This is a genomic window from Actinoplanes sp. M2I2 (genome assembly GCF_023544445.1).
Taxonomy (GTDB): domain Bacteria; phylum Actinomycetota; class Actinomycetes; order Mycobacteriales; family Micromonosporaceae; genus Actinoplanes.
Genome location: NZ_JALPVJ010000020.1, coordinates 132,423 through 158,076, shown reverse-complemented (window position 1 = coordinate 158,076; position 25,654 = coordinate 132,423). Strand labels below are relative to the sequence as shown.

22 protein-coding genes and 1 pseudogene are annotated in these 25,654 nt (G+C 71.7%); 12 read left to right on the top strand and 11 right to left on the bottom strand.

What is annotated here, in order from left to right; all coding sequences use genetic code 11:
* The first annotated feature begins 178 nt into the window (after positions 1 to 178).
* The 5 genes from HJC40_RS34675 (at position 179) to HJC40_RS34655 (ending at position 8,033) form a co-directional block, all read left to right on the top strand.
* Positions 179 to 2,917: an AAA family ATPase gene (locus HJC40_RS34675; protein WP_250007645.1), complete on the top strand. Its 2,739-nt coding sequence runs from the start codon at positions 179 to 181 to the stop codon at positions 2,915 to 2,917.
* Between the two features lie 150 nt (positions 2,918 to 3,067).
* On the top strand, positions 3,068 to 3,820 hold the full coding sequence (locus tag HJC40_RS34670) for an alpha/beta fold hydrolase (protein ID WP_250007644.1): 753 nt from the start codon (positions 3,068 to 3,070) through the stop codon (positions 3,818 to 3,820).
* Positions 3,817 to 5,994: a GAF domain-containing sensor histidine kinase gene (locus HJC40_RS34665; RefSeq protein ID WP_250007642.1), complete on the top strand. Its 2,178-nt coding sequence runs from the start codon at positions 3,817 to 3,819 to the stop codon at positions 5,992 to 5,994. The genes HJC40_RS34670 and HJC40_RS34665 overlap by 4 nt, the downstream gene beginning before the upstream one ends.
* Positions 5,984 to 6,640 carry a tetratricopeptide repeat protein gene (locus HJC40_RS34660; RefSeq protein WP_250007641.1) on the top strand — a complete coding sequence of 219 codons (657 nt, stop codon included), beginning with the start codon at positions 5,984 to 5,986 and terminating at the stop codon, positions 6,638 to 6,640. The genes HJC40_RS34665 and HJC40_RS34660 overlap by 11 nt, the downstream gene beginning before the upstream one ends.
* Positions 6,641 to 6,779: 139 nt before the next feature.
* Entirely contained in the window at positions 6,780 to 8,033 is a 1,254-nt protein-coding gene (locus HJC40_RS34655) for a PQQ-binding-like beta-propeller repeat protein (RefSeq protein ID WP_250007640.1), read from the top strand.
* A 199-nt stretch (positions 8,034 to 8,232) separates the two neighbouring features.
* Here the strand turns inward: HJC40_RS34655 and HJC40_RS34650 are convergent, their stop codons facing one another.
* Both HJC40_RS34650 and HJC40_RS34645 read right to left on the bottom strand, forming a co-directional pair.
* Positions 8,233 to 8,403 (bottom strand): hypothetical protein, encoded by a 171-nt coding sequence (locus HJC40_RS34650; RefSeq protein WP_250007639.1) that lies wholly within the window; start codon positions 8,401 to 8,403, stop codon positions 8,233 to 8,235.
* A 91-nt stretch (positions 8,404 to 8,494) separates the two neighbouring features.
* The gene (locus HJC40_RS34645; RefSeq protein ID WP_250007638.1) at positions 8,495 to 9,376 is read right to left on the bottom strand and encodes an NAD-dependent epimerase/dehydratase family protein; all 882 of its coding nucleotides are present in this window, start codon (positions 9,374 to 9,376) and stop codon (positions 8,495 to 8,497) included.
* Positions 9,377 to 9,501: 125 nt separating this feature from the next.
* Between HJC40_RS34645 and HJC40_RS34640 the strand changes: the two genes are divergently transcribed.
* Positions 9,502 to 10,107: a TetR/AcrR family transcriptional regulator gene (locus tag HJC40_RS34640; protein WP_250007661.1), complete on the top strand. Its 606-nt coding sequence runs from the start codon at positions 9,502 to 9,504 to the stop codon at positions 10,105 to 10,107.
* A gap of 121 nt (positions 10,108 to 10,228) precedes the next feature.
* On the opposite strand, the gene HJC40_RS34635 is transcribed toward HJC40_RS34640, so the two are convergent.
* Positions 10,229 to 11,092, bottom strand: a complete 864-nt coding sequence (locus tag HJC40_RS34635) for a helix-turn-helix transcriptional regulator (protein ID WP_250007637.1) — start codon at positions 11,090 to 11,092, stop codon at positions 10,229 to 10,231.
* Positions 11,093 to 11,256: 164 nt separating this feature from the next.
* Positions 11,257 to 11,451, bottom strand: coding sequence for a hypothetical protein (locus tag HJC40_RS34630; RefSeq protein WP_250007636.1), 195 nt, complete (start codon positions 11,449 to 11,451; stop codon positions 11,257 to 11,259).
* On the opposite strand from HJC40_RS34630, the gene HJC40_RS34625 reads away from it, so the two are divergent.
* Entirely contained in the window at positions 11,452 to 12,144 is a 693-nt protein-coding gene (locus tag HJC40_RS34625; protein WP_250007635.1) for an SDR family NAD(P)-dependent oxidoreductase, read from the top strand.
* Positions 12,145 to 12,243: 99 nt separating this feature from the next.
* Positions 12,244 to 12,561 (top strand): ester cyclase, encoded by a 318-nt coding sequence (locus tag HJC40_RS34620; RefSeq protein ID WP_250007634.1) that lies wholly within the window; start codon positions 12,244 to 12,246, stop codon positions 12,559 to 12,561.
* 78 nt (positions 12,562 to 12,639) lie between these two features.
* Here HJC40_RS34620 and HJC40_RS34615 read toward each other — a convergent pair whose 3' ends face one another.
* Positions 12,640 to 13,149, bottom strand: coding sequence for a DoxX family protein (locus HJC40_RS34615; protein WP_284044130.1), 510 nt, complete (start codon positions 13,147 to 13,149; stop codon positions 12,640 to 12,642).
* Positions 13,150 to 13,476: 327 nt separating this feature from the next.
* Here HJC40_RS34615 and HJC40_RS34610 point away from each other — a divergent pair, with 327 nt between their 5' ends.
* From HJC40_RS34610 to HJC40_RS34595, 4 genes are read left to right on the top strand one after another with little or no spacing between them, the layout of a single operon-like run.
* Positions 13,477 to 15,450: an AarF/ABC1/UbiB kinase family protein gene (locus HJC40_RS34610; RefSeq protein ID WP_250007633.1), complete on the top strand. Its 1,974-nt coding sequence runs from the start codon at positions 13,477 to 13,479 to the stop codon at positions 15,448 to 15,450.
* 48 nt (positions 15,451 to 15,498) lie between these two features.
* The gene (locus tag HJC40_RS34605) at positions 15,499 to 16,293 is read left to right on the top strand and encodes an ABC transporter ATP-binding protein (protein ID WP_250007632.1); all 795 of its coding nucleotides are present in this window, start codon (positions 15,499 to 15,501) and stop codon (positions 16,291 to 16,293) included.
* Positions 16,290 to 17,048 (top strand): ABC transporter permease, encoded by a 759-nt coding sequence (locus HJC40_RS34600; RefSeq protein ID WP_250007631.1) that lies wholly within the window; start codon positions 16,290 to 16,292, stop codon positions 17,046 to 17,048. Before HJC40_RS34605 ends, HJC40_RS34600 begins: the two co-directional genes overlap by 4 nt.
* 14 nt (positions 17,049 to 17,062) lie before the next feature.
* Entirely contained in the window at positions 17,063 to 17,827 is a 765-nt protein-coding gene (locus HJC40_RS34595; RefSeq protein ID WP_250007630.1) for a MerR family transcriptional regulator, read from the top strand.
* 71 nt (positions 17,828 to 17,898) lie between these two features.
* On the opposite strand, the pseudogene HJC40_RS34590 reads toward HJC40_RS34595, so the two are convergent.
* The 6 genes and pseudogenes from HJC40_RS34590 to kdpF all read right to left on the bottom strand — a co-directional run.
* Positions 17,899 to 18,327: pseudogene (locus tag HJC40_RS34590) on the bottom strand (response regulator transcription factor); the annotation flags it as partial.
* Positions 18,324 to 20,807: a DUF4118 domain-containing protein gene (locus HJC40_RS34585; RefSeq protein ID WP_250007629.1), complete on the bottom strand. Its 2,484-nt coding sequence runs from the start codon at positions 20,805 to 20,807 to the stop codon at positions 18,324 to 18,326. The gene HJC40_RS34585 and the pseudogene HJC40_RS34590, both read right to left, overlap by 4 nt.
* A 27-nt stretch (positions 20,808 to 20,834) precedes the next feature.
* Complete coding sequence (locus tag HJC40_RS34580) at positions 20,835 to 21,698, bottom strand: potassium-transporting ATPase subunit C (RefSeq protein ID WP_250007628.1); 864 nt, start codon at positions 21,696 to 21,698, stop codon at positions 20,835 to 20,837.
* 5 nt (positions 21,699 to 21,703) lie between these two features.
* On the bottom strand, positions 21,704 to 23,860 hold the full coding sequence (gene kdpB / locus HJC40_RS34575; RefSeq protein ID WP_250007626.1) for a potassium-transporting ATPase subunit KdpB: 2,157 nt from the start codon (positions 23,858 to 23,860) through the stop codon (positions 21,704 to 21,706).
* Positions 23,857 to 25,503, bottom strand: coding sequence for a potassium-transporting ATPase subunit KdpA (gene kdpA, locus HJC40_RS34570; RefSeq protein ID WP_250007625.1), 1,647 nt, complete (start codon positions 25,501 to 25,503; stop codon positions 23,857 to 23,859). Before kdpA ends, kdpB begins: the two co-directional genes overlap by 4 nt.
* The gene (gene kdpF / locus HJC40_RS46370) at positions 25,503 to 25,592 is read right to left on the bottom strand and encodes a K(+)-transporting ATPase subunit F (RefSeq protein ID WP_041840852.1); all 90 of its coding nucleotides are present in this window, start codon (positions 25,590 to 25,592) and stop codon (positions 25,503 to 25,505) included. Before kdpF ends, kdpA begins: the two co-directional genes overlap by 1 nt.
* Positions 25,593 to 25,654: the final 62 nt, after the last annotated feature.

The window sequence follows — 25,654 nt, the reverse complement described above, 5'->3', positions numbered from 1 at the left end:
GCTCGGCCGGGACCGGCGCGGCAGGCCGGGGCGGAGCCAGAGGGGATAGGTCGGATACGTCCGGCTGCGCGGACGACGCCGCTGCCGGTGTGTGCGGGCACCGTCAGTTCGTGATCCACACCGCCGGTGAAGGCGTTGGTACGCTGCTCAGACTCGAGGGGCGTGCCAGGGGGCCGGTTTGCGCGACGACGACGAGGTGGAACTGTTCGGCCGCGCTCACGAGCATAGTCTGCTGCTGGAGATGCTGGAACGCGCCCGGTTGTCGAGCGGCTCGACCCTGGTGCTGCGCGGGGACGCCGGGATCGGCAAGTCGGCGCTCCTGCGCCTGGCCGGGGAGCAAGCCCGGGAACGGGGAATGTCCGTCCTCGCCGTGACCGCGGTCCCGACCGAGACGCGCCTGCCCTACACCGGCGTCGATCAGCTTCTGGGAAGCCTGCTGTCGAGCGGGCCGGCCGCGTGGCGAAGCCGGTGGGAGGCTGCTCTCGGCCGGGCGGGCGAACCCGACAGTCCGGCCGAGAGCTATCAATTGGCCCGGGCGGCCCTCACCGGCGTCACCACGTCCGCCGGTCCGGGACGGGTGCTGATCGTCGACGACGCGCAGTGGCTCGATCAGGAGAGCTGGGACATCCTCGCGTTCGTCGGTCGCCGCCTGGCCGATGACAAGGTCTGCCTGCTCCTGGGCATGCGGGACGGCGAGGAGTCCGCATCACGGCTGTCCGGCGCCGGCCTGCCCGAGCACCGGCTCGAGCCGCTGTCCGCCGAAGCAGCCCTCGCTCTGCTCCGGACGGTCGCGCCGGAATTGACGCCGGCCCTGACGCAACGCGTGCTCCGTGAGGCCGCCGGCAACCCCCTCGGCCTGTTCGAGCTCGGCTTCGCGGCCGGTCAGATGGGGGCCGGCGATCTCACGGTCCAGGACCTGCCGCTCACCGAACGTCTGGAACGCACGTACGCGCTCACCATCTCACGCCTGCCGATGGTGACCCGGTCCCTGATCCTGATCGCCGCCCTCGACGACGCGGTCGACCTGGGCGAGGTGCTCACCGTCGCGCACGGCCTCCATGGGCAGAACGTGACCGCGGAGGACCTCGCGCCGGCCGTCACCGCCGGGCTGCTCGTCGCCGACAAGGAGATGGTGCGATTCCGGCACCCGCTGATCCGGTGGTCCGTCGCCCGGTCGGCCTCGGCCCCGGTCCGGCTGGCCACGCACGCCGCCATCGCCGCGGTCCTGGACGGCCAGGAGGCCCGGCAGGTCTGGCATCTGGCCGCCGCGACCGTCGACACCGATGCCGGCGTGGCCGATCGCCTGGCCCGCCTGGCCGAGCGGGCCGACCAGGCCGGTTCGTCCGGCTCGGCCCAGCGGGCCTGGGAACGCTCGGCGCAGCTGTCACCGGACGGGCCGACGCGCGCGCGACGGCTCCTGCGGGCCGCGCACGCCGGGCTCAACTTCAGTCAGTTCGCCAAGGTGCGGAACACGCTCGAGAGCATCGACGAAGATCAGCTCGAGCCGGTCGAGCGGACCGAACTGGAGTGGCTGCGGCAGAATTCCATCGGCTTCCACTGGCCCTACGACCAGGCGCTCGCCCTGCTGACCGGTCTCGCGGTCGAGCTGCAGGCCCAGGGCCGCACGGAGCTCGCCCTGCACGGACTGGCCACGGTGAGCGCCGTCTGCTGGTGGGCCGATCTCGGCCGGCCCGTGCGGGAGCAGATCGTGCGGGTCGTCGAGGAGATGGGTCTGCCCGAATCGGACCCCCGCTTCATCAGCGTGATCGCCATGGTCTCCCCGATCGAGCACGGGCGGGTGTCGCTCGACCGCATCCGCCGGATGCTGCTGGCCCCCTCGCCGGACGTCGTCGCGGCGCAATACCTAGGCACGGCGGCCAGTGCCATCGGCGACCTGCGCTCGTCGCTCGCCTTCCTGAGGACCGGGATCGCGTCGATCCGGCGGCAGGGTCTGCTGGCCTTGCTGCCCCAGCTGCTGGGCTCCCAGGCCCTCGTCGCGGCCCTGCTCGGCGATGTGCACCTCACCCTGACCTCGGCCGAGGAGGTCCACCGGACGGCGCTCGAGACCAACCAGCCGACCTGGCAGATCGAGGGCCGGCTGCTGGTGGCGTTCGCCCAGGCGCTCAGCGGCGACGACAGCAGCGCCCTGGCGACGGCGGACGAGATCGAACGGCAGATGCTCGCCTTCGGCGCCCGCCTCATGGTGTGCCAGGTCGCGCTGGTCCGCGGGGTGGCCCACCTCGCCGCCGGGCGTCCCGCGGCGGCGCTCGACGAGCTCAGCACCCTGTTCGATCCGGCCGACCTGCACTATCACGAGTTCGCCCGGTTGTGGGCCGTGCCGCATCTGGCCGAGGCGGCCGCCCTCTCCGGAGGGTACGACCGGCTCCGCGCCGTCACCGCCGAGTGCGAGCCGATCGCGGCCAAGGCGGGCTGGCCCGTCCTGGAGGCGAGTCTCGCCTACGCCTCGGCGCTGCTGGCCCCGGACGACGAAGCCGACGCGGCCTTCGTCGCCGCGCTCCCCCGGATCTCCGCGGACTTCCCGTTCGAACGGGCCCGGCTGCAGCTGGCCTACGGCGCCTGGCTGCGCCGCCATCATCGGGTGACGGACTCCCGCGGGCAGCTCCGCGCGGCCCAGCAGGTCTTCCAGGCCCTGGGCACCGAGCCGTGGGCCGAACGGGCCCGCAAAGAGCTCCGGGCCTCGGGTGAGCACCCCCGCCGGACCCCGTCCGCGGCCCGGACGCTGACCCCGCAGGAGCTGCAGATCGCCCAGCTCGCGGCGTCCGGCCTGACCAACCCGGAGATCGCCGAGCAGCTGTTCCTGGCCGCGAGCACGGTCAGCACCCATCTGCACCGCGTCTACGCCAAGCTCGGAGTGACCGGCCGCAAACAACTCGCCCCCGTGCTGTCCGGCAGCTGACGGTGTTCGAATACACCACCTGATGTACGCGACACCGAAGACCGGGGTGCCACTGTAAGGACAGGTCCCGGCCGCGCCGCCAGTCGTCTTGTCCCTCCGGGTCCGGCGGAGCGTCAGCGCTCCGCCCGCCGACACGATCCGGAGAGGCTCATGACCAGCGCCCCGTCCGCGAGCAGACCTCCGACCGTCGTCCTCGTCCACGGCGCCTTCGCCGGCGCCGGCAGCTGGGCGCCGGTCCTCCGGCGGCTCCTCGCGGCCGGTGTACCGGTGCGGGCTGTCGTCAACCCGTTGCGCGGTCTCGCGGCCGACGCGGCCTACGTGGCCGCCGCCATCAGCCAGATCTCCGGTCCGGTGCTCGCCGTCGGCCACTGCTACGGCGGGGCCATCATCACCAACGCCGTCCCGTTCACCACGAACGTCGTCGGACTGGTCTATGTGGCCGCCTTCGCGCCGGACGAGGGCGAGTCGCTGACCGAGATCGTGGCGAGGTCGAACGACAGCCTCCTCACGACCGCGGTGCAACCCAGCCGGTATCCGAGCGGCCGGGACACCACGGCGACCGAGCTCATCATCGACCCGGCCCGCTTTCACGCCGTGTTCACCGCCGACCTGTCCCGGTCGGAGTCGGATGTCTACGCGGTGTCGCAGCGGCCCATAGCCGCGGCGGCGTTCGAGGAGAGCAGCGGACCGGCCGCGTGGCGGAGCCTGCCTGTCTGGGCCGTGGTCGGCACCGCCGACCACGTCGCCGGCAGCGACGTCGTCCGGCAGATGGCCCGGCGCGCCGGCGCCGCGATCACCGAGATCGACGGCTCCCACCTCGTGATGATCTCCCAGCCGGACGCGGTCACGGCCGTCGTCCTCCAAGCCCTCGAGGCCGTCACCAGCAGCCGGAGTTCCCCATGACTGACGATCACCACGAGCTGCGGCGCTCGCTGGCCGAGCAGGCGGCGTTGCGGCGGGTGGCGACGCTGATCGCTCACGGCGCCGCCCGTACGGACATCATCGAGGCGCTGCTGACCGAGGTCGGCCGGCTGATCCCGGTGACCGACGCGGCCCTGCTCCGATCGCCCGGCGAGGGGACGGTCACCGTGATCGGCCGATGGAACGAGCTGACCGGCCACCACCATGCCGAGCTCCGGCTCCCGTCCGGTTCCGGCGCACTCTCCCGGTCGATCCGGGAAACCAAGCGTCCGATCCGGATCAACGATGACGCGAACGCGTCCGGCCCGCCGGCCGATCTGGTCCGGGGCTGGGGCTGGGGACCGTCGGCCGGCGCCCCGGTGATCGTCGGCGCCCGGGTGTGGGGACTGGTCGTCGTCGGAACGACCGGCGGCGCGACACTTCCGCCCGATACCGAGGAACGCCTGACCGCGTTCACCGAGTTGCTGGCCGGTGCGATCGCCCACGCCCGGAGCCGCGAGGAGATCGACAGCATCGCCGCCGGGCTCGTCGCCGAGCAGGCCGCGCTGCGGCAGGTCGCCGAGCTGGTGGCCCACGACGCCCCGCCCGGCGACGTGCTGGAGTCGGTCGTCACCGAGGCGGCGAGTCTGGTCGGCGTCGCCTTCACGACGCTTCTGCGTTTCGACCCCGACGGGGCGACCGAGGTCGTCGCGGTCCACGACCCGCCGGCCGGCGTGGCGGTGGGCATGCGGGCGCCGGCCACGGGCGACGGCTCCACCCAGCGCGTCTGGCGGACCGGGCGGCCGGCCCGCACGGACCAGCTGAACGAGCTGTCGGGGGCGTGGGGACGGCTGGCCTCCAGCAATGGATTCCTGTCGAGCGCGGCCGCGCCGGTCGTGGCCGAGGACCGGTTGTGGGGAACCCTGGTCGCGGCCGGACGGCGGACCCTGCCGGCCCAGATCGAGGAGAAGCTCGCGCGCTTCGCGGAGCTGGCCGGCACCGCGATCGCCAGCTCCCAGGCGCGGGCCGACGCTCAGGCGCTGGCCGACGAACAATCGGCTCTGCTGCGCGTCGCGGAACAGGTCGCCCGGGGCGACGCCTCCGACGCGGTGTTCGCGGCCGTCGCCGCCGAGGCACGGCAGCTTCTGGACGGTCAGCCGGTCACCCTCGTCCGGTACGAGGAGGACGAGTCCCTGATCGTGGTCAGCCGGAGCGGTGGGCCGGCGCCACCCGGGACACGCATCCCCTACGAGCCCGGATCGCTGCCCGACCGGGTCCGGCGATCGGCGGTCGCGGTACGCGTGGACGACTACCGGACGGAGCCCAACGCCGCCCGGGCCCGCGAGTACGGTCTCGCGGCCGCGGTCGCCGCGCCCATCGAGGTGGAGAGCCGCGTCTGGGGAACGCTGACCGCGACGTCGGCCGACGGACCGGTGACCCGCGGCACCGAGGAGCGCCTCCAGCGGTTCGCCAATCTGGTCGCCACCGCGGTGAGCAACACGACGAGCCGCGCTCAGCTCATCGCCTCCCGGGCGCGAGTGCTGTCCACGGCCGACGAGACCCGCCGCCGGCTCCAGCGCGATGTCCACGACGGCGCCCAGCAACGTCTCGTCCACACCGTCATCACCCTCAAACTGGCCCGGCATTCCCTGGCTCACGGCGACCTGCCGACCACCTCCGACCACCTCGAGGAGGCGCTCAAGCACGCCCACCGGGCCACCGACGAACTACGGGAGATCATCAGCGGGATCCTCCCGGCCGCGTTGACCCGCAACGGCCTGCGCGGCGGCGTGGAGTCGCTGCTGGCCGACCAGTCGCTGCCCGTCGATGCCGTCGTCGACGTGCCGCGGATGGCCGTGGAGGTCGAGACCACCGCGTACTTCGTCATCGCCGAGGCGCTCACCAACGTCGTCAAGCACGCCCGGGCCGGTCGTGTCTGGGTCCGCGCCGGGCTGCGGGCCGACGCGTTGCGGATCGAGGTGGGGGACGACGGTGTGGGCGGCGCTCGCGCGGGCGCCGGCTCCGGGCTGACCGGCCTGTTCGACCGGGTCGAAGCGCGCGGCGGTCAGCTCCGGATCAGCAGCCCGCCGGGAAACGGCACGACGATCGAGGCGACGCTCCCCATCGGCCCTACACTGCACCTTCAGTACAGCAGCGGGGGCGGCGATGAGCACTGAGGACCGGATCCAGCTGGCCCGGGACGCCTATCGGCGAGCGGTCTACTCGGGAGACGCCGGCGCGCTCCCGGACGCCGAGAGAGCCCTCGACGCGGTCGAGGCCGATACAGCGCTGGCCCGGGGCAAGCTCCTGCACGCGCGGTTTCAGCACGCACCCGACGATGCCGTGACCGCGGAAGATCCCGCCGAGCTGCCCCTGTTCGAACGCGCCCTCGCGTTGTACCGGGCGCTGGGCGACACCCGCGGGGAGGCCGAGGCCCTGTTCTGGATCGGCTGTCTGCACCAGTTCATCCGGCGTGACAACGAGAGTGCAGTACCCCATCTGGACCGGGCCCACCGGCTGGCCGCCGAGGCCGGCGACAGGGGGACGCAGGCCGAGGCGTTGCGGCACCTGGGCATCGCCGCCCACGCCGCCGGCCGGCTCGACGAGGCTCGCGAGCAGCTGGAAGAGTCGTCCCGCCTGCGCCGGGAGATCGGTAATCTGCCGGGCGTCGCCTCCAACATGGTCGGGCTGGCCTACATCGCGGCCGCCCAGGGCCGCCGTACGGACGCGCTGGCGACGCTCGACGAGGCGCGGGCCATCGCCCGCGCCCATGGAGCCCACGCCATCGCCCGGAACATCGAGCAGGCGCGAACGGCGATCTGAGCACGCCGCCGCGGCGTCTCTTGCGGCCGGCGCCCGCACCTGGACGGTCGCCCGACCGGGTGAGCACTGCGCCCGGCACACGGACAAAGGCGACGTTCCTCCGTACGGTGATGATCTTGCCCCGCCCCGAGGAGTCACCGTGAGACGTCGTCACCTGGCGGTCGCCGTGGTCGCCGCGCTCAGCGCGATCGCCGGCCCGGTCCCCGTTGCCGGCCGGGCCGCCGCGACGACTCCCGACGCCTGGGGACAGGCCGCGGCCCACGCGACCGGCGACCGCTACAACCCGGGCGAGTCCCGGCTGACCCCGGCCGCCGCGGCCAAGCTCAGGCCGGGCTGGAACGTCCCGCTGACCACCGCGAAGTGCGCCGCCCCGGCCGCGTCCCTGGTCGGCGCGGGACGGCTGGTCACCGCCGCGTCGTACCGGATCAGTGGTCATGACGCGAGCACCGGCGCGCTGGTCTGGCGGACCCCGGCCACCAGCCGGAAGACCAGCATCACCCTGGCCGCCATCGTGGGCCCCCGGCTGGTGGTCCAGTCCCGGGACTGCCGCTCCGGCAAGACGTCCCTGGCCGCCCACGACGTCCGGACCGGCAAGATCCTCTACACCCGGCAGATCCCCGAGACCCTGTACGGCGTGCTCGTCGACAAGGGCATCGTCGTCGGGAGTGTCTGGGACGCGACCGTCAGCCGGTACGGGATCCGGGCGTACCGCGTCGCCGACGGCACACGGGTCTGGGCCCGGCAGGGGTCGTCGATCGCCGGCGAGACCATCGCCGCCGGCGGACGGATCCTGGTGGTCGGCGACGACCGGACCACTGCGGTCGACGTCACCACGGGCACGGCGGTGTGGCCGGCCGGCGCGGGCTGCTTCACCCCGATCGGCGCATCTCCCGACGGCGCGAGGTTCTACCTGCGATGCGGGCCGGACGAGCGTATCCGCACCGTCAGCGCGGCCACCGGAGCCGTCCTGCGGACCTTCCCGGGCCACGGCGGCACCTTCGGGTTCGCCACCGACGGCGAGCGCGTCTACCTGCACACCTACTCGAACGAGCTGATCGCCGTCGATGCCACCGACGGCCGCCGGCTCTGGACGGCCGCCTTCACCGGGAACGCCCCCGTCACGCTCTCGGTCGGCGGCGGCGTGTTGTACGGCTGGCGAGGCCACGGCCACCCGCTGGCGGCGCTCGACGCGCGTACCGGAAGCTCGATCGCCCTCCCCGCGAGCACCTCGGACCTCCGGGACGCGCCGATGGTGGCGAACGGCCGGCTGTACGGCACCACCCGGTCAGCGGTGACCACGTACGCCCCTGGTCCGGCCTGCTTGGCGACATCAGATGTTGGATGTATCGGAATGCCGGCGCTCGGGGCTGTCTGGAGCTCTGCCTCTCTCTAGCCCCATCCTCCGAAGCCACCGCCCTAGGCCATCAAGGGAACTGGTAGCTACACGTCGACCCGGACATGCAGGTCCGCGTCGTGCCAGAGCTCAGGCCAGAATGACGGTGAGATCCACCTGGAGATCTGTCGAGCAGCGCCTGCGGGACCTGTGGACCTCGTCGCAGACAGGCCCGGTCCCGAAAGCGCCCCGGTGGCGCTCACGGCAACCAGTACAGCCCCACCTCGGGGCCAAGCAGGTGCTCGTGCGGACCGTGTCCGGTCAACGAGGGCGCGAAGCACGTATGACCTGCGGCCTCGAGACGGGGGACGACGCGGTCCCAGACCTGCCCGGCGTGCCAGGCGTCGTGGACGAGAACGAACGTGGACATGGCGGATCTCCTCAGGGGCTGCGGGTGGGGTGGCCGACCACGGGGGGCCGACGCGCCGGCGGCGCTGCGCGGCGGCGTCAGCGCCCGGGGGTCAGGAGGTGTAGTAGCCGGCGGCGAGGTCCTCGAGCAGGGTGGGGCCGGTCGGCTTCCACCCGACGAGCTGCCGGGTCGCGTCGTTGGACGCGGGCTGGTCACCACCGAGCAGGGCGCCGAAGACGCCCAGCTGCTCCGGGTCGACGGCCGCGGCGCTCAGACCGGTCTGCTCGGCGATGACGTCGGCGACGTCGCGCATCGCCACGCCCTCCTCACCGACCGCGTGCAGGACGGAGCCGGCGGGTGCCTCCTCCAGGGCGAGGCGGAAGAGCCGACCGGCGTCGTTGATGTGGACGGCGGGCCAGCGGTTGGCGCCGTCGCCCACGTAGGCGGCCGTGCCGAGCTGGCGGTCCAGACCGACGAGCACCGCGATCAGCCCGTTGCGGTCGCCTTCGCCGTGCACGGAGCGCGGCATGCGCACCAGGCCCGAGCGGATGCCTCGCTCCGACAGCGCCAGGACCGCGGCCGCAGTCCGGGCCCGCGCACCGGCGGGACCCGCGGGGTCGAGCACGTCCTCCTCGGTGGCGACGTGGCCGAAGAGGATGGGAGTGCCGGAGGCCGCGATGAACGCCTTGCCCGTGCCCAGCAGGGCATCGCCGACCTTCGCGATGAGCTCGACCTCGTTGTCGACCGTCTCCTCGAACTCGGCGAAGTCGAGCGTGAAGGCCAGGTGCGCGACGGCGTCGGCCTCCCTCGCCTGGGCGACGATGAGGTCGTGGTCGGTCATGTCGCCGCGGACCGCGGTGCCGCCCAGCGCCCGGACCTTCTCGGCGGAGGCCTCGGACCGGGCGAGGCCGACGACCTCGTGCCCAGCGGCGACAAGCTCCTTCGTGAGGGCAGTGCCGATCCAGCCGGAGGCTCCAGTGATGAAGACGCGCACGGTGGTTCTCCGTTCAGGGGGTGAGCGTTCCGCACGGTCGTCCGTGGGTCCGCCTCGATGATGTGACTCGGTAACATCACCGTACACCCTGATGTGACCGAGTTGCATCATCTATGGTGGTGGTCATGGCGCGATGGGAACCCGACGCACGCGGCCGACTGCTGCGCACCGCCGTCGACCTCTTCTTCGAGCAGGGCTACGACGCCACCACGACCGCCCAGATCGCTGAACGTGCCGGTCTGACCAAGACGACGCTCTTCCGGCTCTTCCCCGACAAGCGCGAGATCCTGTTCCAGGGCCAGGGCACGCTCATCGACCTCGCCGTCGAAGCGGTCGCTCGAGCCGTGCCCGGCTCCCCGGCGATCGACGTCGTCGCCGCCGCAATCTCGGCGATGACGGACGCGCACGTCGCGGACCACAGCAGCAGCCAACGACTCGCCGGGCTCATCGCCGCCAGCCCGGAGCTCAGGGAGCGCGCTGCGTTCAAGCGGTCATCCATCGCCGGTGCCCTGCAAACCGCCCTTCTCGAACGGCTGGGCAGCGCTCGTCGCGCCGGCCTGCTGGCCGACGTCGGGGTGCGGGCCTACTACGACGGATTCGACAGGTGGATCGCCGCGGACGGCGATCGGTCCCTCACCGCGGTCGTGCTCGACGAACTGGCGGAGTGCGAAGCGGATCTGCGAGAGCTCGTACTGGGGACCAGAACACATCCGGTTCCCCAGCGCGCCTGACGTCGGCCAGCCGTCATCCTGGCGGGGACGCACGCCCTCGGCCGCGCCACCGTCGGTCAGGTGGGCGTACTCGGGTCGAAGAGGCCGGGCTACGGTGGGCCGGAGTCAGCACCCGCAATGATCAAGAGGGATCCAGACTTCGGTGCATCGCCCGCACGGCGCTCACCCGGAGGAAATCGAGCTTCTCCGCATCGGTTCCTCGATGCGACGTCGAGTAGATGACGACTTTGATGTCGGAGGCCGGGACGACGACGACGTCGCAGTCGAGCACGATGTCACCCACCAGCGGGTTGTGCACGGTCTTCACGATGCTCTGATGAGCGGCTGCCCGTCCCTCGTCCCACAGTGCGGCGAACCGAGGGCTGCGCGTTCGCAGGTCGGCGACGAACGCCCGGAACCGGGGATCGTCGCGGTAGTCGGCGGCGGAACGCCGCAGGTCGTAGACCAGTGCGCGCTCGAACGCGTCCGGGCCGCCATGGGCGGTCGCGACCCCGCTGATGCTGTCGTCAACGAACGCCTGGACGAGGAGGTTCTGGTTCGGGTCGGCCGCAACGGAAGGGGCCTGGAACAGTGCCTGCCACAGCGGCGTCGAGGCGAGCTGGGTCCAGTCGGCGGCGAACACTGCCAGCGGCAGGTCCGACATGCGGGTGAGCATCCGTTGCACTCCGGCCGGGATGTGATGCGAGACGGTTCCCGACGCTGGTGGAGTCAAGCCGGCGGCGCGGTGGAGCAGCGCCGTCTCGGTGCGGCTCAGCTGCAGGGCCCGGGCCAGCGCGGCAACTATCTGCTGGGAAGGGGTGCGGGCGCGTCCTTGCTCGAGCCGGGTTATGTAGTCGACGCTCACGCCGGCCAGCTGCGCGAGCTCCTCCCGCCGTAGCCCAGCCGTGCGACGCCGGCCGAAGGACTCCAGCCCGACATCGGCGGGCGTGAGGTGCTCGCGCCGACTGCGCAGCATCTCACCGAGAGAGAGCGGTGCGGAGGTCATTGCTCTCATTTTGCCCGTAGCGCACGAGTTCTGCCTGGTACGGGCCATCCCAGGCTGGGCCCGGATGGGTAGCACGGTCTTTACCTGGCTACGGATGCCGGCTGGCCCCAGGCTCGAAGCAGCACCGGGAAAGGAACCTCACCAATGACCGCAACGCCCAACGGCTACGTGACCGTGATCTGGCAGACCCGGGCGAATACCTCGACGCGCACCTCGGCGCCCCTCGCATGCAAGAACTCGTGCCGCAGATGCTCGAACTGATCGACGGTCCCATCGAGGACGGCATAACCCTGCTGCGCCCGTTCCGCCCCGCCCAATAGCGCCCCGGACCGCGCCACCATCGAAAGGAACCCATTCATATGACCACCACGCTCATCACCGGCGGCAACCGAAGCCTCGGCTACGAAATCGCACGCCGTCTCATCGAAGCCGGCCAGACCGTCTGGATCGGCGCCCGAGACGCCGAGCGGGGTCGGGCCGCCGCCGACCGGCTCGGCGCCCGATTCGTGCAGCTCGACGTGACCGACGACTCGTCGGTCGTCGCGGCCGCCGAGACGATCCGGGCCGAGGCCGGACACCTGGACATTCTGATAAACAACGCTGGAGTCCTCGGGGACGTCACGTCCCCTGAGGACATGACCGTCGAGCACATGCGGCCCGTCTACGAAACCAATGTCTTCGGCACCGTACGGGTCATCCGTGCGTTCCTGCCGCTGCTGCGGGCCGCCGGAGCACCGTCGGTCATCAACGTCACCAGCGGCGTCGGATCCTTCACGCTGATCCATGACCCGAACCGGGTCGAGTCCCAATACCCGCTGGCGGCCTACGGGTCGTCCAAGGTCGCGGTCACCATGCTCACCATGCAGTACGCCAAGACCATCCCGGACATCCGGTTCAACGCGGTCGACCCCGGACAATCAGCAACGGACTTCACCGGCGGAGTCGGCCACAGCGTGCAGGACGGAACGGACGCGGCCGTGCGGATCGCCACCCTCGGCGACAAGACGCCGACCGGTACGGCGACCGATCGAGACGGTGCCCTTCCCTGGTAGGCAGGACACCATCTCGAACAGGAGCTTCCGCTCGAACCTCAGATGTGTCACGTAGGAATGTCGCAGCGAATGTGGATCTCAACGAAATGAGCATCGACGATGTCCCCTGACCTGATCATCCACCCGTCCTCCGGGTACGAGCTCACCCGGGCGACGTGGCTGGCCGCCGAGAAGCCGCTGTTCAGCTCCTTCGACAACGTCCGGGTGCAGATCCTCGACCAGGTCCGCGAGGGTGACAAGGTGGCGACCCGCTGGGCCCTCACCGGCACCCAGAAGGCCGAGTTCTTCGGTGTCCCGTCGGCCGGCCGGACGGCCACGATGACCGGCACCACCTTCGACGTCGTCCGCGACGGGCGCATCGTCGAGCACTGGGCCGAGGTCGGAATCTCGCACTTCCTGCAGCAGCTGGCCGCCTGAGCGCCGGTCCCTCACGTACAGCTCGACTCCGGAGAGGGTCGAACGCAGCCGCCGGGACAGCCTCACCGCCACGGCCGCCTACCCGCCCGAACTCTTCCTGACGCGGCCGGTTGGAGCCGGCGAGGAAGCGATTTTCTTACGGCGCTCCCGGAGATGGTGGATCGGTATCGAGACCGCGGCGGCGAGGAAGACGAGCTGCATCAGGGTGCGCGGCACCAGAGCATCGCCCGTGGCGGTGGTCAGGCCCTGCTGTGCCGCGTAGACGTTCGCCGGGAACATGGCCACCAGCAGCAGGGCCAGGCCGGTGGCGGCCCACGGCGCCGTGCGGCGCAGCAGCAGCCCGGCGGCGCCGAGCAGCTCGAGCACACCGGTGATCGTGACGAGCAGGCCCGGGGACGGCAGGTCGGGCGGGACCATGCTGATCAGCTCGGCGCGCATGCCGACGAAATGGGCCACTCCCGTCACCAGGAACATGGCCGCCAACCCGCCGCGCACGGCGACCGGCCAGGGTTTCAGCCGTCGGACGCCGGCCTTTCCGGCCACGAGAATCGCCACGGTGGCCATGACGAGCACGATCAACGGTTCCATGAGTGTCTCCCCCATCGACATGGTGACGGCGATCTCCGAGAGACCTGCCGCCGACCAGCAATAACAACGTTATTGCTCGATAACAACGTTATAGCGGCGGCGTGAGACAGGTCAACGGGTTACTCGTGCGGTTGCGCCCCCGGCGAGGTCGCCCGCTCGTTCCTGATCTCGGCACCGCCGCGCTGACCAGCGAAGGCAGGGCAGCCGAGGCCGTGTCCACAATGCCCGGGTGCGCCGTGGTCGAGAAACCAGGCGCTCGAACCACCCACCTGCGGCCGAACACAGCGGGACGGTCCGCAATGGCCGGCGACGATATCGTCACTCCTCGTGGAACGAGCTCTTTCGATCTTGCTGTTCGTCCCCGTCGTCGTCGTGACGGTGCTGGCGTTCGCCGCGGTCATCCGGCGGCTGCTCGGCGTCCGGGTCGGCCTGGTCCGGGCCCTGCTGGCCGCCGTGCTGGCCATGCTCGTTACGGCGCCGATCCTGTCGGCGTTCGCGCCGCCCGATCCGGCCACGGTCGGCGGCGGCGAGGCCTTCCTGCTGGGTACGGCGTCGCTCGTCGTCGCCGCGCTGCTGGCCATGGCGGCGCTGGTCGTTCTCGAGGTGCTCCTGCCGACCGGTTCGCTGCCCGGCCCGGTCGAGGCCTGGCGGAGCATCCGGCGCCGGACCGAACGCGCCCGGCGCTACTCGACGATCGTCCGGATAGCGCTGCGGCACGGCCTCGGCCGGTTCCTGCGCGGCCGCCCGCAACCGGGCCCGACGTCGGCGGCGGCGCGGCGGCGGCTGGCCCGGTCGCTGCGGGCCACCCTCGACGAGGGCGGCGTGACCTTCGTCAAGATCGGTCAGCTGCTGTCCACCCGGCGCGACCTGCTGCCGGCCGAGTTCATCGACGAGCTGACCGCGTTGCAGGACAAGGCCGCCCCGGTGCCGTGGCCCGAGATCGACGCGCTGCTGACCGCCGAGCTGGGCCGGCCGGTCGACCAGGTCTTCGGCGAGATCGACCGGGAACCGCTGGCCGCCGCCTCGGTGGCCCAGGTGCACACGGCCCGGCTGCTCGACGGCACCGACGTCGTCGTCAAGGTGCAGCGGCCGGGGATCGCCCGGATCGTCGAGCGCGACCTGGACATCCTGCTCCGGCTGGGCGACATGCTCGAGGAGCGGACCGCCTGGGGCCGGGCCTTCGGCGTCCGCGGCCTGGCCACCGGGTTCGCCGCGGCCCTGCGCGAGGAACTCGACTTCACCGTCGAGCGCGACAACCTGCTGGCCATGGCCGCGGCCCTGGCCTCGTCGCCGGACCGGGGAGTACGGGTGCCGGCCCCGTACCCGGAGCTCAGCTCGGAACGGGTCCTGGTGATGGACCGTCTGCCCGGCACGCCGCTCGGCGCGGCCGCACCGGTCCTCGCCCGCCTCGACGGAGGGCGCCGGGCCGAGATCGCCTCCGGCCTGCTCGACAGCATGCTCGACCAGATCCTGGTCCACGGTCTCTTCCACGTCGACCTGCACCCGGGCAACCTGCTGCTGACCGGCGACGGGTCGCTGGGCCTGCTCGACCTGGGCTCGGTCGGCCGGATCGACGCGGTCACCCGGACCCTGATCGGACGGCTGCTGCTGGCGGTCAGCCGCGGCGACTCGGTGGCGGTGACCGACTCGCTGCTGCAGCTGCTCGACCGGCCCGAGGAGGTGGACGAACGGGAGCTGCAGCGCGTGGTCGGCGCGCTCCTCGTGCGGTACGCGGCACCGGGCAGCACGGTCGGCGTCGCGGCGGTCAGCGCGCTGCTGAAGACCTTCACCGCGCACGGTCTCGGGGTGCCGTCCTCGGTCGCGGCCGTGTTCCGGGCCGTCACCACGCTCGAGGGCACGCTCTCGCTGGTCCACTCCGATTTCGACCTGGTCGGCCAGGCCCGCGCGTCGGCCGGCCGCCGGATCACCGAAACGCTCACGCCGGCCAATCTGCGCGACGCTCTCGAGCAGGAGCTCAGCACCATCCTGCCGATGCTGCGCGGCCTCCCCCGCCGGATCGACCGGATCGGCGACGCGGTCGAGCACGGCCGGCTGCGGTTCAACGTCCGGCTGTTCGCCGACGACCAGGACCGGCGGCTGGTGACCGGCCTGCTCCACCAGGTGCTGCTCACGGTGATCGGGGCGACCGCGGGACTGATGGCCACGTTCCTGCTCGGCACCGGCGGCGGCCCGCGGGTCAGCGCCGGCGTCGCCCTGTTCCCGCTCCTGGGCTACGGCCTGCTGGTCGTTTCGGCCGTCCTCATCCTGCGCGTGCTCGTCACGGTCTTCCGCCCCGACTGACCGCCGGGCTTGACCCTGACGGTGGGTCAACCCTCCATGCTGACGCGCATGAGCCCAGCGACATCCGAACAAGTCAGCGAGCCGGCGATCACCGTACTCGGCCTCGAGAAATCCTTCGGGCCGGTGAAGGTGCTGCGCGGGGTGGACCTCGTCGTGGCCCGGGGCAGCATCGTGGCCCTGCTCGGCTCGAACGGGGCGGGGAAGACGACGGTGATCAGCATTCTGTCCACGCTGCTCAGACTCGACGCCGGCACGGCCCGGGTCAACGGCTTCGACGTGGCGACCCGGGCCGCCGACGTCCGCGAGTCGGTCAGCCTCACCGGTCAGTTCGCGGCCGTCGACGAGATCCTCACCGGACGCGAGAACCTGGTCCTGGTTGCCCGGCTGCGCCACCTCAGCAACGTCGGCACGATCGCGGACGACCTGCTGCGGCGGTTCGCGCTGACCGAGGCGGGCCGCCGCCGGGTCGGCACGTACTCCGGGGGCATGCGCCGCCGGCTCGACATCGCGATGAGCCTGATCGGGAACCCACCGGTCATCTTCCTCGACGAGCCGACCAGCGGGCTCGACCCGGAGGCGCGCCTCGAGGTGTGGCGGGCCGTCCGGGAACTCGTCGCCGGCGGCACGACCGTGCTGCTCACCACCCAGCACCTCGACGAGGCGGACCAGCTGGCCGACCGGGTCGCCATCCTGCACGAGGGCCGGATCGTCGTCAGCGGCACCCCGGAGGAGCTCAAGCAGCTCCTCCCGCCGGCCAAGGTCGAGTACGTCGAGAAGAAGCCCACGCTCGAGGACGTCTTCCTGACCCTGGTCGGACCGGCCGCGAACGGAGAACGGCGATGAACCGGCTTGCCGGCGACACAGCCGTCCTGCTGGGCCGTTCGCTGCGCCACGTCGTCCGCAGTCCCGACACCGTCATCACCACGGTGCTCACGCCGATCGCCATGCTGCTGTTGTTCGTCTACGTCCTCGGCGGCGCCATCCGGACCGGGGCCGGCTCGTACGTGAACTACCTGCTGCCCGGCATCCTGATCATCACCATCGCCTCCAGTATCTCGTACACCGCGTACCGGTTGTTCTCCGATCTGCAGGGCGGCATCTTCGACCGGTTCCGATCCATGCCGATCGCCCGCGCCGCCGTCCTGTGGGCGCACGTCCTGACCTCGCTGGTGGCCAACCTGATCTCGCTCGTGGTGGTCCTGCTGGTCGCCCTGATGATCGGCTTCCGGTCGGGAGCGGGCGGGTCGGCGTGGCTGGCCGCCGCCGGCATCCTGGTCCTGTTCACCCTGGCGCTGACCTGGCTCGCGGTGATCCCGGGGCTGACGGCGAGCTCCGTGGACGGCGCGAGCGCGTTCGCCTATCCGCTGATCTTCCTGCCGTTCGTCAGCTCGGCGTTCGTGCCCACCGCGTCGATGCCGGGGCCGGTGCGCGCCTTCGCCGAGAACCAGCCGGTGACCTCCATCGTGAACACGCTCCGGGCGCTGTTCGCCGGGCAGCCGGTCGGCCCGGACATCTGGACCGCCCTCGCCTGGTGCGCCGGCTTGCTGGTCGTGGCCATCGCTCTCGCCGCCGTCATCTATCGCCGCCGCATCAACTGAGCCAGGATCGGGCCATGCTCACCATCGGGCAACTCGCCGCGTACGCCGGTGTCACGGTGCGGGCGGTCCGGCACTACCACCAGATCGGGCTGTTGCCCGAGCCGGAGCGGGACGCCTCGGGCTACCGCCGGTACGGTGCGCCGGCCGTGGTCTCGCTGATCAAGATTCGTACCCTGGCCGACGCGGGCGTCCCGCTGGCCCGGATCGGCCCGATGCTCGAGGCCGGCCCCGACGCCCTCGCCGAGACCGTGCAGCGGATCGACACCCACCTGCTCGGCGAGATCTACCGGCTGCAGGACAGCCGCCGGCAGATCGCGCAGCTCACCGCCGGGGACAGTCTCGTGCTCCCCCCGGACGTGGTCGCCTATCTCGACCGGCTCCGCGAGATCGGGACGTCCGAGCGGATGATCGCGGGTGAGCGGGACGGGTGGATCCTGATGGTCGCCCGCTGGCCCGGCGAGGTCGTCGAGTGGCTGCCGGACAAGGTGGCGCAGCTCGACGACCCGCAGGTCGTCCGGCTCTATCAGGTGCTGTCGCGGCTGATGGACACCGCCCGGGCCGACGACCCGCTCCTGGCCGAGGCCGTCGACATCATGGTCGGGCTGGCGGAGCAGGCGGAGGCGGCCGGCGAGCTCGGCTACGACGAGGGGGCGAGCGACGACACGTTCTTCGCCCTGCTCGACGATCTCGCCGACGCCGCCGACAACCGGGCCGAGCGGATGCGCGAGATGTTGCGCGAGCGGGGCTGGGACGGCTGGACCCGGATGCAGCGGCTGTGAGCCGCCGCCCACGGGTCAGGGCTGGAAGCCGTAGCCCATGCCGGGTTCGGTCATCAGGTGCCGGGGGTGGCGACCGAGCGGGCGGCGAGGTCGATGCGGTGCCGGCCGATGGTCGCCACGGGCGGCGGCTCGCCGGCCGGCTGGGCGCGGCGGGTGACGGCCCGGATGCGGGCCAGGAGTTCGTCCACGCCGAACGGCTTGGTGACGTAGTCGTCGGCGCCGGCGTCGAGGGCGCCGACCTTGTCGCGGCTGTCGGCCCGGCCGGAGAGCACGATGATGGGGATGGCCGTCCAGCCGCGCAGGCCGCGGATGACGTCGGCGCCCTCCAGGTCGGGCAGGCCGAGGTCGAGGACGACCAGATCCGGGTGGTGGTGGGCGGCGGAGCGCAGAGCCGAGAGGCCGTCGGGCGCGGTGTCGACGTCGTAGTCGCGGGCGGCCAGGTTGATGCGCAGCGCCCGGACGATCTGCGGTTCGTCGTCGACGACGAGGACGCGGGTCATGTCCCGCTCACGGCGGGCAGGGCCAGGATCATGGTGAGGCCTCCTCCAGGGGTGTCCTCGGGGGTCAGGGTGCCGCCCATCGCCTCGGTGAGTCCCCGCGACAGGGCCAGCCCGAGGCCGACGCCGGTGTGGTTGTCCCGGTCGCCGAGCCGCTGGAACGGGAGGAACACGTCGTTCCAGCGGTCCTCGGGGATGCCGGGGCCATGGTCGATGACGCGCAGCTCGACGGTGTTCCCGAGCACGCTCGCGGTGATCACCGGATGGTGCTCGGGCGGGCTGTAGCGCAGGGCGTTGGCGGCCAGGTTGACGACGATCCGCTCGAGCAGCCCGGGGTCGGCGTGCACCAGCGGGATGTCGTCGGGGATGTGGACGGTGACGTCCCGGCCGCCGGGTCCGAGGTCGTCGAGGGCGCGGGGGACGATGTCCTCGACGCCCACGCTGATGCGGGTGACGCCGAGCGCGCCGGCCTGCAGCCGGCTCATGTCGAGCAGGTTGGCGACCAGCCGGTCGAGGCGGTCCAGGGACTCGTCGGCGGTGGCCAGCAGTTCGCCGCGGTCGTGGTCGTCGAAGTGGATCTCGTCGCTGCGCAGGCTGGCGACGGCGGCCTTGGCCGAGGCGAGCGGCGTACGCAGGTCGTGGCTGACCGCGGCGAGCAACGCGGTGCGCATCCGGTCGGTCTCGGCGAGGGGCTTGGCCGCGGCGGCCTCGGCGCTGAGACGTTCCTGGCGCAGGGCGACCGCGGCCTGCGCGGCGAACGCCTCGACGATGCGCCGGGCCGACGCCTCCAGCGGACGGCCGCGGAGCAGCATCTTCAGGTGGTCGTCGACCTTGACCTCGGCGTCGGCCTCACCGGCGACCGTGCACGCCCGGTCGCCGACGGTGGCGACGACGACGCCGTCCTCGAGCAGGGTCACCGACTGCAGGGCGAAGGTCTCCCGCAGACGGTCGAGCAGCGCGATGAGCGGGCGCTCGCCGCGCAGGACCCCGCCCGCGACGGTGGCCAGGGTCTGTGCGTCCGCCCCGGCCTGTGCGGCCTGCCGGGTCTTGCGGGCCGCGGTGTCCACCACCCAGCTCACCGCGAGCGCCACCACGACGAAGATCGCCAGGGCGAGCAGATTGTCGCCCTCGGCGATGGTGAACCGGCCGATCGGCGGGGTGAAGAAGTAGTTGAGCAGCAGCGATCCGGCCACGGCGGCGAGCAGGGCCGGCCACAGTCCGCCGAGCAGCGACACGCCGACCACGGCGGCCAGGAACAGCAGGATGTCGTTGGTCAGCGACAGCGACGGGCCCACGTGCAGCACCGCGGTCAGGGCGGGCAGGCCGGCCACGGTGGCCGCGAAGCCGGCGATCCGGCGGCGGCGGGACAGCGCGGCCGGCAGGCGCTGGGCCCGGCGCCCCTGCGCGGCGCGCTCGTGGGTGACCAGGTGGACGTCGATGGAGCCGGACATCGAGGTGGTGGTGACGCCGACCCCGGCCGAGAACAGCTGGGCCAGTTTGCCCCGGCTGCTGACGCCCAGCACGATCTGGGTGGCGTTGACGGCCCGGGCGAAGTCGAGCAGGGCTCTCGGCACGTCGGCCCCGACGACCTGGTGATAGGTGCCGCCCAGGCTTTCCACCAGGACGCGCTGGCGGGAGAGGGTGGCCGGGTCGGCGCCGGCCAGGCCGTCGTTGCGGGTGACGTGGACGGCCATCAGGTCGGCGCCCTTGTCGCGGGCGGCGATCCGGGCGGCGCGGCGGATCAGGGTGTCGCCCTCGCGGCCACCGGTCAGGGCCACGACCACCCGTTCCCGGGTCTCCCAGGTGGCGTTGATGCCGTGGTCGGCGCGGTACTTGTCGAGCTGGTCCTCGACCTGGTCGGCCAGCCAGAGCAGGGCCAGCTCGCGCAGCGCGGTCAGGTTGCCGGCGCGGAAGTAGTTGCCCAGGGCGGCGTCGATCTTCTCCGGCCGGTAGATGTTGCCGTGGGCCATCCGCCGGCGCAGCGCCTCCGGGGTCATGTCGACCAGTTCGACCTGCTCGGCGGCGCGGACGACGGCGTCCGGCACGGTCTCGCGCTGTTCCACGCCGGTGATCCGGGCCACGACGTCGTTGAGCGACTCCAGGTGCTGCACGTTGACGGTGGTCAGCACGTCGATGCCGGCGTCGAGCAACTCCTGGACGTCCTGCCACCGCTTGGCGTTGCGCGAGCCGGGCACGTTGGTGTGCGCGAACTCGTCCACGACGGCGATCTCGGGCTTGCGGGCCAGGACGGCGTCGAGGTCCATCTCGGTGAACTCGGCGCCGCGGTACCCGACCGTGCGCCGCGGCAGGATGTCCAGGTCGCCCAGCATGGCCTGGGTGTGTTTGCGGCCGTGGGTCTCGACGAAGGCGACGGCCACGTCGGTGCCGCGCTCGGCGCGGCGGTGCGCCTCCTCGAGCATCGTGTAGGTCTTGCCGACGCCGGGAGCGGCGCCGAGATAGATGCGTAGTTCTCCGCGAGCCATGGTCGGCGCCGCTCCTCCCGTCCGTCTCTACTTGCCGTCGAGGGCGAGGTTGAGCTCCAGGACGTTGACGCCGGGCTCGCCCAGGAAGCCCAGAGCCCGGCCGTCGGTGTGCTCCTCGACCAGCGACTCGACCTCGGCGCGGGACAGACCACGCTCGCGCGCGATCCGGGCCACCTGGAGCTCCGCGTACGCGGGGCTGATGTGCGGGTCGAGGCCGCTGGCGCTGGCGGTGACGGCGTCGGCGGGCACGACCGGGTGGGCCGGGGCGTCACCGCGGATCGCGGTGATGACGCCGCCCATCGCCCGGTAGTCCTCGCCGTTGCGGGCCGACTCCACGGCCACGCCCTCATAGGTGGCGACGAACGGCGTGCCGGTCTGGTTGACCGACACCACGCGGGTGACCGGGCCGGTGAAGCCGTCGCGGTGGAAGACGGCCAGGACGGCGCCGACCCCGTCGGCGGTGCAGTAGGGCCGGCTGCCGTCGACGCCCTCGAGCTCGCCGACGGCCAGGCTGCGCGCGCAGACCTCGGTGAGCAGGCTCGCCGAGGCGGCCTCGGGGTCGTCGGAGAGGGTGTCCACGACGCTTTCCGGGCCGAGGTTGCTGGCCGAGGTGGACGTCGGGTCGTAACCGTCACCCGCGGCCGACGGCCGGCTCTGGAAGTAGCGCGGCACGGGGTTGCCGTCCGCGTCGGTGAACGCCTGACCGATCAGCCGGCTGCCGACGGTGGTGTCGGCCACGGTGACCAGCGAGCCGCCGGTGCGGTTGTCGAGGCCCGGCAGCCGGCCGACCGCGACCATGAGCAGCGGGTAGGCGATGCCGAGCAGAACGGTGAAGACCAGCAGGGCGCGCAGCGCGGCGAGGTGCTGGGCGAGCCAGGTGGGAAGACGCATGGTGATCAGATCCCGGGGATGAACTGGATGAGCAGGTCGATGATCTTGATGCCGATGAACGGGGCGATGACGCCGCCCAGTCCGTAGACGAGCAGGTTGCGGCGCAGCAGCGCGCTCGCGCTGGACGGGGTGTACCGCACGCCGCGCAGCGCCAGCGGGATCAGCGCGATGATGACCAGCGCGTTGAAGATGACCGCGGACAGGATCGCCGAGCCCGGCGAGTGCAGCCGCATCACGTTCAGCGTGTCGAGGCCCGGGTACACGCCGGCGAACATGGCCGGGATGATGGCGAAGTACTTGGCGATGTCGTTGGTGATCGAGAAGGTGGTCAGCGCGCCCCGCGTGATCAGCAACTGCTTGCCGATCTCGACGATCTCGATGAGTTTGGTCGGGTCGGAGTCGAGGTCGACCATGTTGCCGGCCTCCTTGGCGGCCGACGTGCCGGTGTTCATTGCCACGCCGACGTCCGCCTGGGCCAGGGCCGGCGCGTCGTTGGTGCCGTCGCCGGTCATGGCGACCAGCCGCCCGCCCTCCTGCTCCTTCTTGATGTACGCGAGCTTGTCCTCCGGGGTGGCCTCGGCCAGGAAGTCGTCGACGCCGGCCTCGTCGGCGATCGCCTTCGCGGTCCGCGGGTTGTCGCCGGTGATCATGACGGTACGGATGCCCATCGTGCGCATCTCGTCGAACCGCTCCCGCATGCCCGACTTGACGACGTCCTTGAGGTGGATGACCCCGAGGGCCTGCGCCGGCTGCCCGGCGACGCGCTCGGCGACCACCAGGGGCGTGCCGCCGGTGCCGCTGACCATGTCGACGATCTCGCCGACCTGCTCGGTCGGGTGCCCGCCGTTCTCACGGACCCACTTCATCACGGCCGCGGCGGCGCCCTTGCGCACCTCGCGAGCGGGCTGATCGCCGTCGCCGGCCAGGTCGACGCCGCTCATCCGGGTCTGGGCGGTGAAGGGTACGAACGTCGCGTGGGTCATCAGGCCGGGCTCCCGCTCGCGCAGACCGAACTCGGTCTTGGCCAGCACGACCACCGACCGTCCCTCGGGCGTCTCGTCGGCCAGGCTGGACAGCTGCGCGGCGTCGGCCAGGGTCGCGGCGGTGACCCCGTCGACGGCGACGAACTCGGCCGCCTGCCGGTTGCCCAGGGTGATCGTGCCGGTCTTGTCGAGCAGCAACGTGTTGACGTCGCCGGCCGCCTCGACCGCCCGGCCCGACATGGCCAGCACGTTGCGCTGCACCAGCCGGTCCATGCCGGCGATGCCGATCGCCGACAGCAGCGCCCCGATGGTCGTCGGGATGAGACACACGATCAAGGACACCATGACGATGCCGGTGACCCCGTCGCCGTTGATGGCGGCGGTGTCCGGCGCGGCCGCCTGGAACGCCTTGGAGAAGATGGCCAGCGGCTGCAGGGTGACCACCGACAGCAGGAAGATGATGGTGAGCGCGGCGAGCAGGATGTTGAGCGCGATCTCGTTCGGCGTCTTCTGCCGGTTGGCCCCCTCGACCAGCGCGATCATCCGGTCGACGAAGCTCTCCCCCGGCTTCTGCGTGATCCGCACGACGATCCGGTCGGAGAGCACCTTGGTGCCGCCGGTGACCGCGGACCGGTCGCCGCCGGACTCCCGGATCACCGGCGCCGACTCACCGGTGATCGCCGACTCGTCGACGCTGGCGATGCCCTCGACGACGTCGCCGTCCCCGGGGATGATCTCGCCGGCCTCGACCACGACGGTGTCGCCCTGCTTGAGCTCGGGCGCCGGCACCTGCTCCTCGCGGCCGTCCGGGCCGAGCCGGCGGGCGACGGTGTCCTTCTTGGTCTGACGCAACGCGGCCGCCTGAGCCTTGCCGCGCCCCTCGGCCACGGCCTCGGCCAGGTTGGCGAAGACGACGGTCAGCCACAGCCAGACGGTGATGGACCAGGCCAGCACGCTCGGGTCGGTGATCGCCAGGATGGTGGTGAACAGCGCGCCGGCCTCGACGATGAGCATGACCGGGTTGTGCCACAGCGTGCGCGGGTCGAGCTTGGCCAGCGCGGCCGGCAGCGACCGCACCAGCTGGGCCGGGTCGAGCAGGCCGCCACCGAGCCGGCGGCCGGCGCCCGCGGCCGGCTTCTGACCGGTGGGAGGTTTCTCGAGAGTGGGGGTGGTGGTCATGAGAGGCCCTCCGCGATGGGTCCGAGAGCGAGAGCGGGCAGGAAGGTCAGCGCGACCAGCACGACGGTGACGCCGACGACCATCCCGACGAACAGGGGCTGGTGGGTGGGCAGGGTGCCCTCGGACTCGGGGGTGGCCTTCTGCCGGGCCAGCGAGCCGGCCAGCGCCAGGACCAGCACGATCGGCAGGAATCGGCCGAGCAGCATCGCCAGCCCCAGCGCGGTGTCCCACCAGGGCGTGTTCACCGTGATGCCACCGAACGCCGAGCCGTTGTTGTTGCCGGCGCTGGTGAAGGCGTACAGGACCTCCGACAGGCCGTGCGGCCCGACGTTCAGGGCCGTGGAGTTGTTGCCGGTGGCGAACGCCGCGGCCGTGCCGGCCAGCACGATCGTCGGGGTGACCAGGAAGTACAGGGAGGCGAGTTTCATCTCCCGGGCGCCGATCTTCTTGCCCAGGTACTCCGGCGTGCGCCCGACCATGAGCCCGGCGACGAAGACCGTGATGATCGCCAGGATGAGCAGCCCGTAGAGGCCGGCGCCGACGCCACCGGGGGCGACCTCGCCGAGCATCATGTTGATCATCGGCATCATGCCGCCGAAGGACGTGTACGAGTCGTGGAACGAGTTGACCGCGCCGGTCGAGGTCAGCGTCGTGACCGCGGCGTAGGCGGCGGAGTTGGGCACGCCGAAGCGGGTCTCCTTGCCTTCCATCGCGGCGCCGACCGCTTGCGGCACGGTTCCCGCGCCGTGCACCTCGAAGCCGATGGTGAGCGCGATGCTGGCGATGGCCAGCACAGCCATCACGGCGGCGATCGCGTAGCCCTGACGGTTCTGCCCGACCATCCGCCCGAACACGCGCGGCAGGCTGAACGGGATCAGCAGGATGAGGAACAGCTGAAGCCAGTTCGTCCAGCTGGTGGGGTTCTCGAACGGGTGCGCCGAGTTGACGTTGTAGAAACCGCCGCCGTTGGTGCCCAGCTCCTTGATGGCCTCCTGGGAGGCGACCGGGCCGCCGGTGACGTGCTGGGTGGCGCCGGTCAGGGTGGTGACGTCGGTGCCCCCGGACAGGTTCTGCACCATGCCCGCGACCATGAAGACGATCGTCGCCAGCACACAGATCGGCAGCAGGATCCGCAGGACGATCCGGGTCAGGTCGACCCAGAAGTTGCCCAGCGTCGCGCCGCCGCGGGCGGCGAACCCGCGGACCAGCGCGACCGCCACCGCGATGCCGACCGAGGCGGAGACGAAGTTCTGCACCGCCAGGCCGGCCATCTGCACCAGGTGGCCCATGGTCGACTCGCCCGAGTAGGCCTGCCAGTTCGTGTTGGTCACGAAGCTGACCGCGGTGTTCCAGGCGACGTGGGTGGTGACCGGGTCGAAGCCCAGCGACAACCACAGTTTGTCCTGCACACGCAGGAACAGGTAGAGGAACAGGATCGAGACCGCCGAGAACGCGAGCACGCTGCGGGCGTACACGCCCCAGGTCTGCTCGGCCGCCGGGTTCACCCCGACGAGCCGGTAGACGCCGCGCTCCGCGACGTTGCTGCGGGTACCGGTCACGACCCGGTACATGTAGTCACCGAACGGGCGGTACACCGCGACGAGCGCGACGAGCAGGGTGATGACGAACAGCCAGCCGGCCATCAGAACTTCTCCGGGAACAGCAGGGCGGCGACCATGAAGGCGCCGAGCAGGACGGCCACGATCAGGCCGATCAGGTTGACGGCGCTCACCAGCGTTCGACCGCCCGGATCAGCACGGCCAGCGCTGCGAACAGCGCCACCGTGATCACGAC

Coding starts and splice junctions, on each gene's coding strand:
- HJC40_RS34670 (WP_250007644.1), top strand. CDS start 3,068: ATGACCAGCGCCCCGTCCGCGAGCAGACCTCCGACCGTCGTCCTCGTC.
- HJC40_RS34665 (WP_250007642.1), top strand. CDS start 3,817: ATGACTGACGATCACCACGAGCTGCGGCGCTCGCTGGCCGAGCAGGCG.
- HJC40_RS34660 (WP_250007641.1), top strand. CDS start 5,984: ATGAGCACTGAGGACCGGATCCAGCTGGCCCGGGACGCCTATCGGCGA.
- HJC40_RS34650 (WP_250007639.1), bottom strand. CDS start 8,403: ATGTCCACGTTCGTTCTCGTCCACGACGCCTGGCACGCCGGGCAGGTC.
- HJC40_RS34640 (WP_250007661.1), top strand. CDS start 9,502: ATGGCGCGATGGGAACCCGACGCACGCGGCCGACTGCTGCGCACCGCC.
- HJC40_RS34635 (WP_250007637.1), bottom strand. CDS start 11,092: ATGACCTCCGCACCGCTCTCTCTCGGTGAGATGCTGCGCAGTCGGCGC.
- HJC40_RS34630 (WP_250007636.1), bottom strand. CDS start 11,451: ATGAATGGGTTCCTTTCGATGGTGGCGCGGTCCGGGGCGCTATTGGGC.
- HJC40_RS34625 (WP_250007635.1), top strand. CDS start 11,452: ATGACCACCACGCTCATCACCGGCGGCAACCGAAGCCTCGGCTACGAA.
- HJC40_RS34620 (WP_250007634.1), top strand. CDS start 12,244: ATGTCCCCTGACCTGATCATCCACCCGTCCTCCGGGTACGAGCTCACC.
- HJC40_RS34615 (WP_284044130.1), bottom strand. CDS start 13,149: ATGGAACCGTTGATCGTGCTCGTCATGGCCACCGTGGCGATTCTCGTG.
- HJC40_RS34605 (WP_250007632.1), top strand. CDS start 15,499: ATGAGCCCAGCGACATCCGAACAAGTCAGCGAGCCGGCGATCACCGTA.
- HJC40_RS34600 (WP_250007631.1), top strand. CDS start 16,290: ATGAACCGGCTTGCCGGCGACACAGCCGTCCTGCTGGGCCGTTCGCTG.
- HJC40_RS34595 (WP_250007630.1), top strand. CDS start 17,063: ATGCTCACCATCGGGCAACTCGCCGCGTACGCCGGTGTCACGGTGCGG.
- HJC40_RS34585 (WP_250007629.1), bottom strand. CDS start 20,807: ATGGCTCGCGGAGAACTACGCATCTATCTCGGCGCCGCTCCCGGCGTC.
- HJC40_RS34580 (WP_250007628.1), bottom strand. CDS start 21,698: ATGCGTCTTCCCACCTGGCTCGCCCAGCACCTCGCCGCGCTGCGCGCC.
- kdpB (WP_250007626.1), bottom strand. CDS start 23,860: ATGACCACCACCCCCACTCTCGAGAAACCTCCCACCGGTCAGAAGCCG.
- kdpA (WP_250007625.1), bottom strand. CDS start 25,503: ATGGCCGGCTGGCTGTTCGTCATCACCCTGCTCGTCGCGCTCGTCGCG.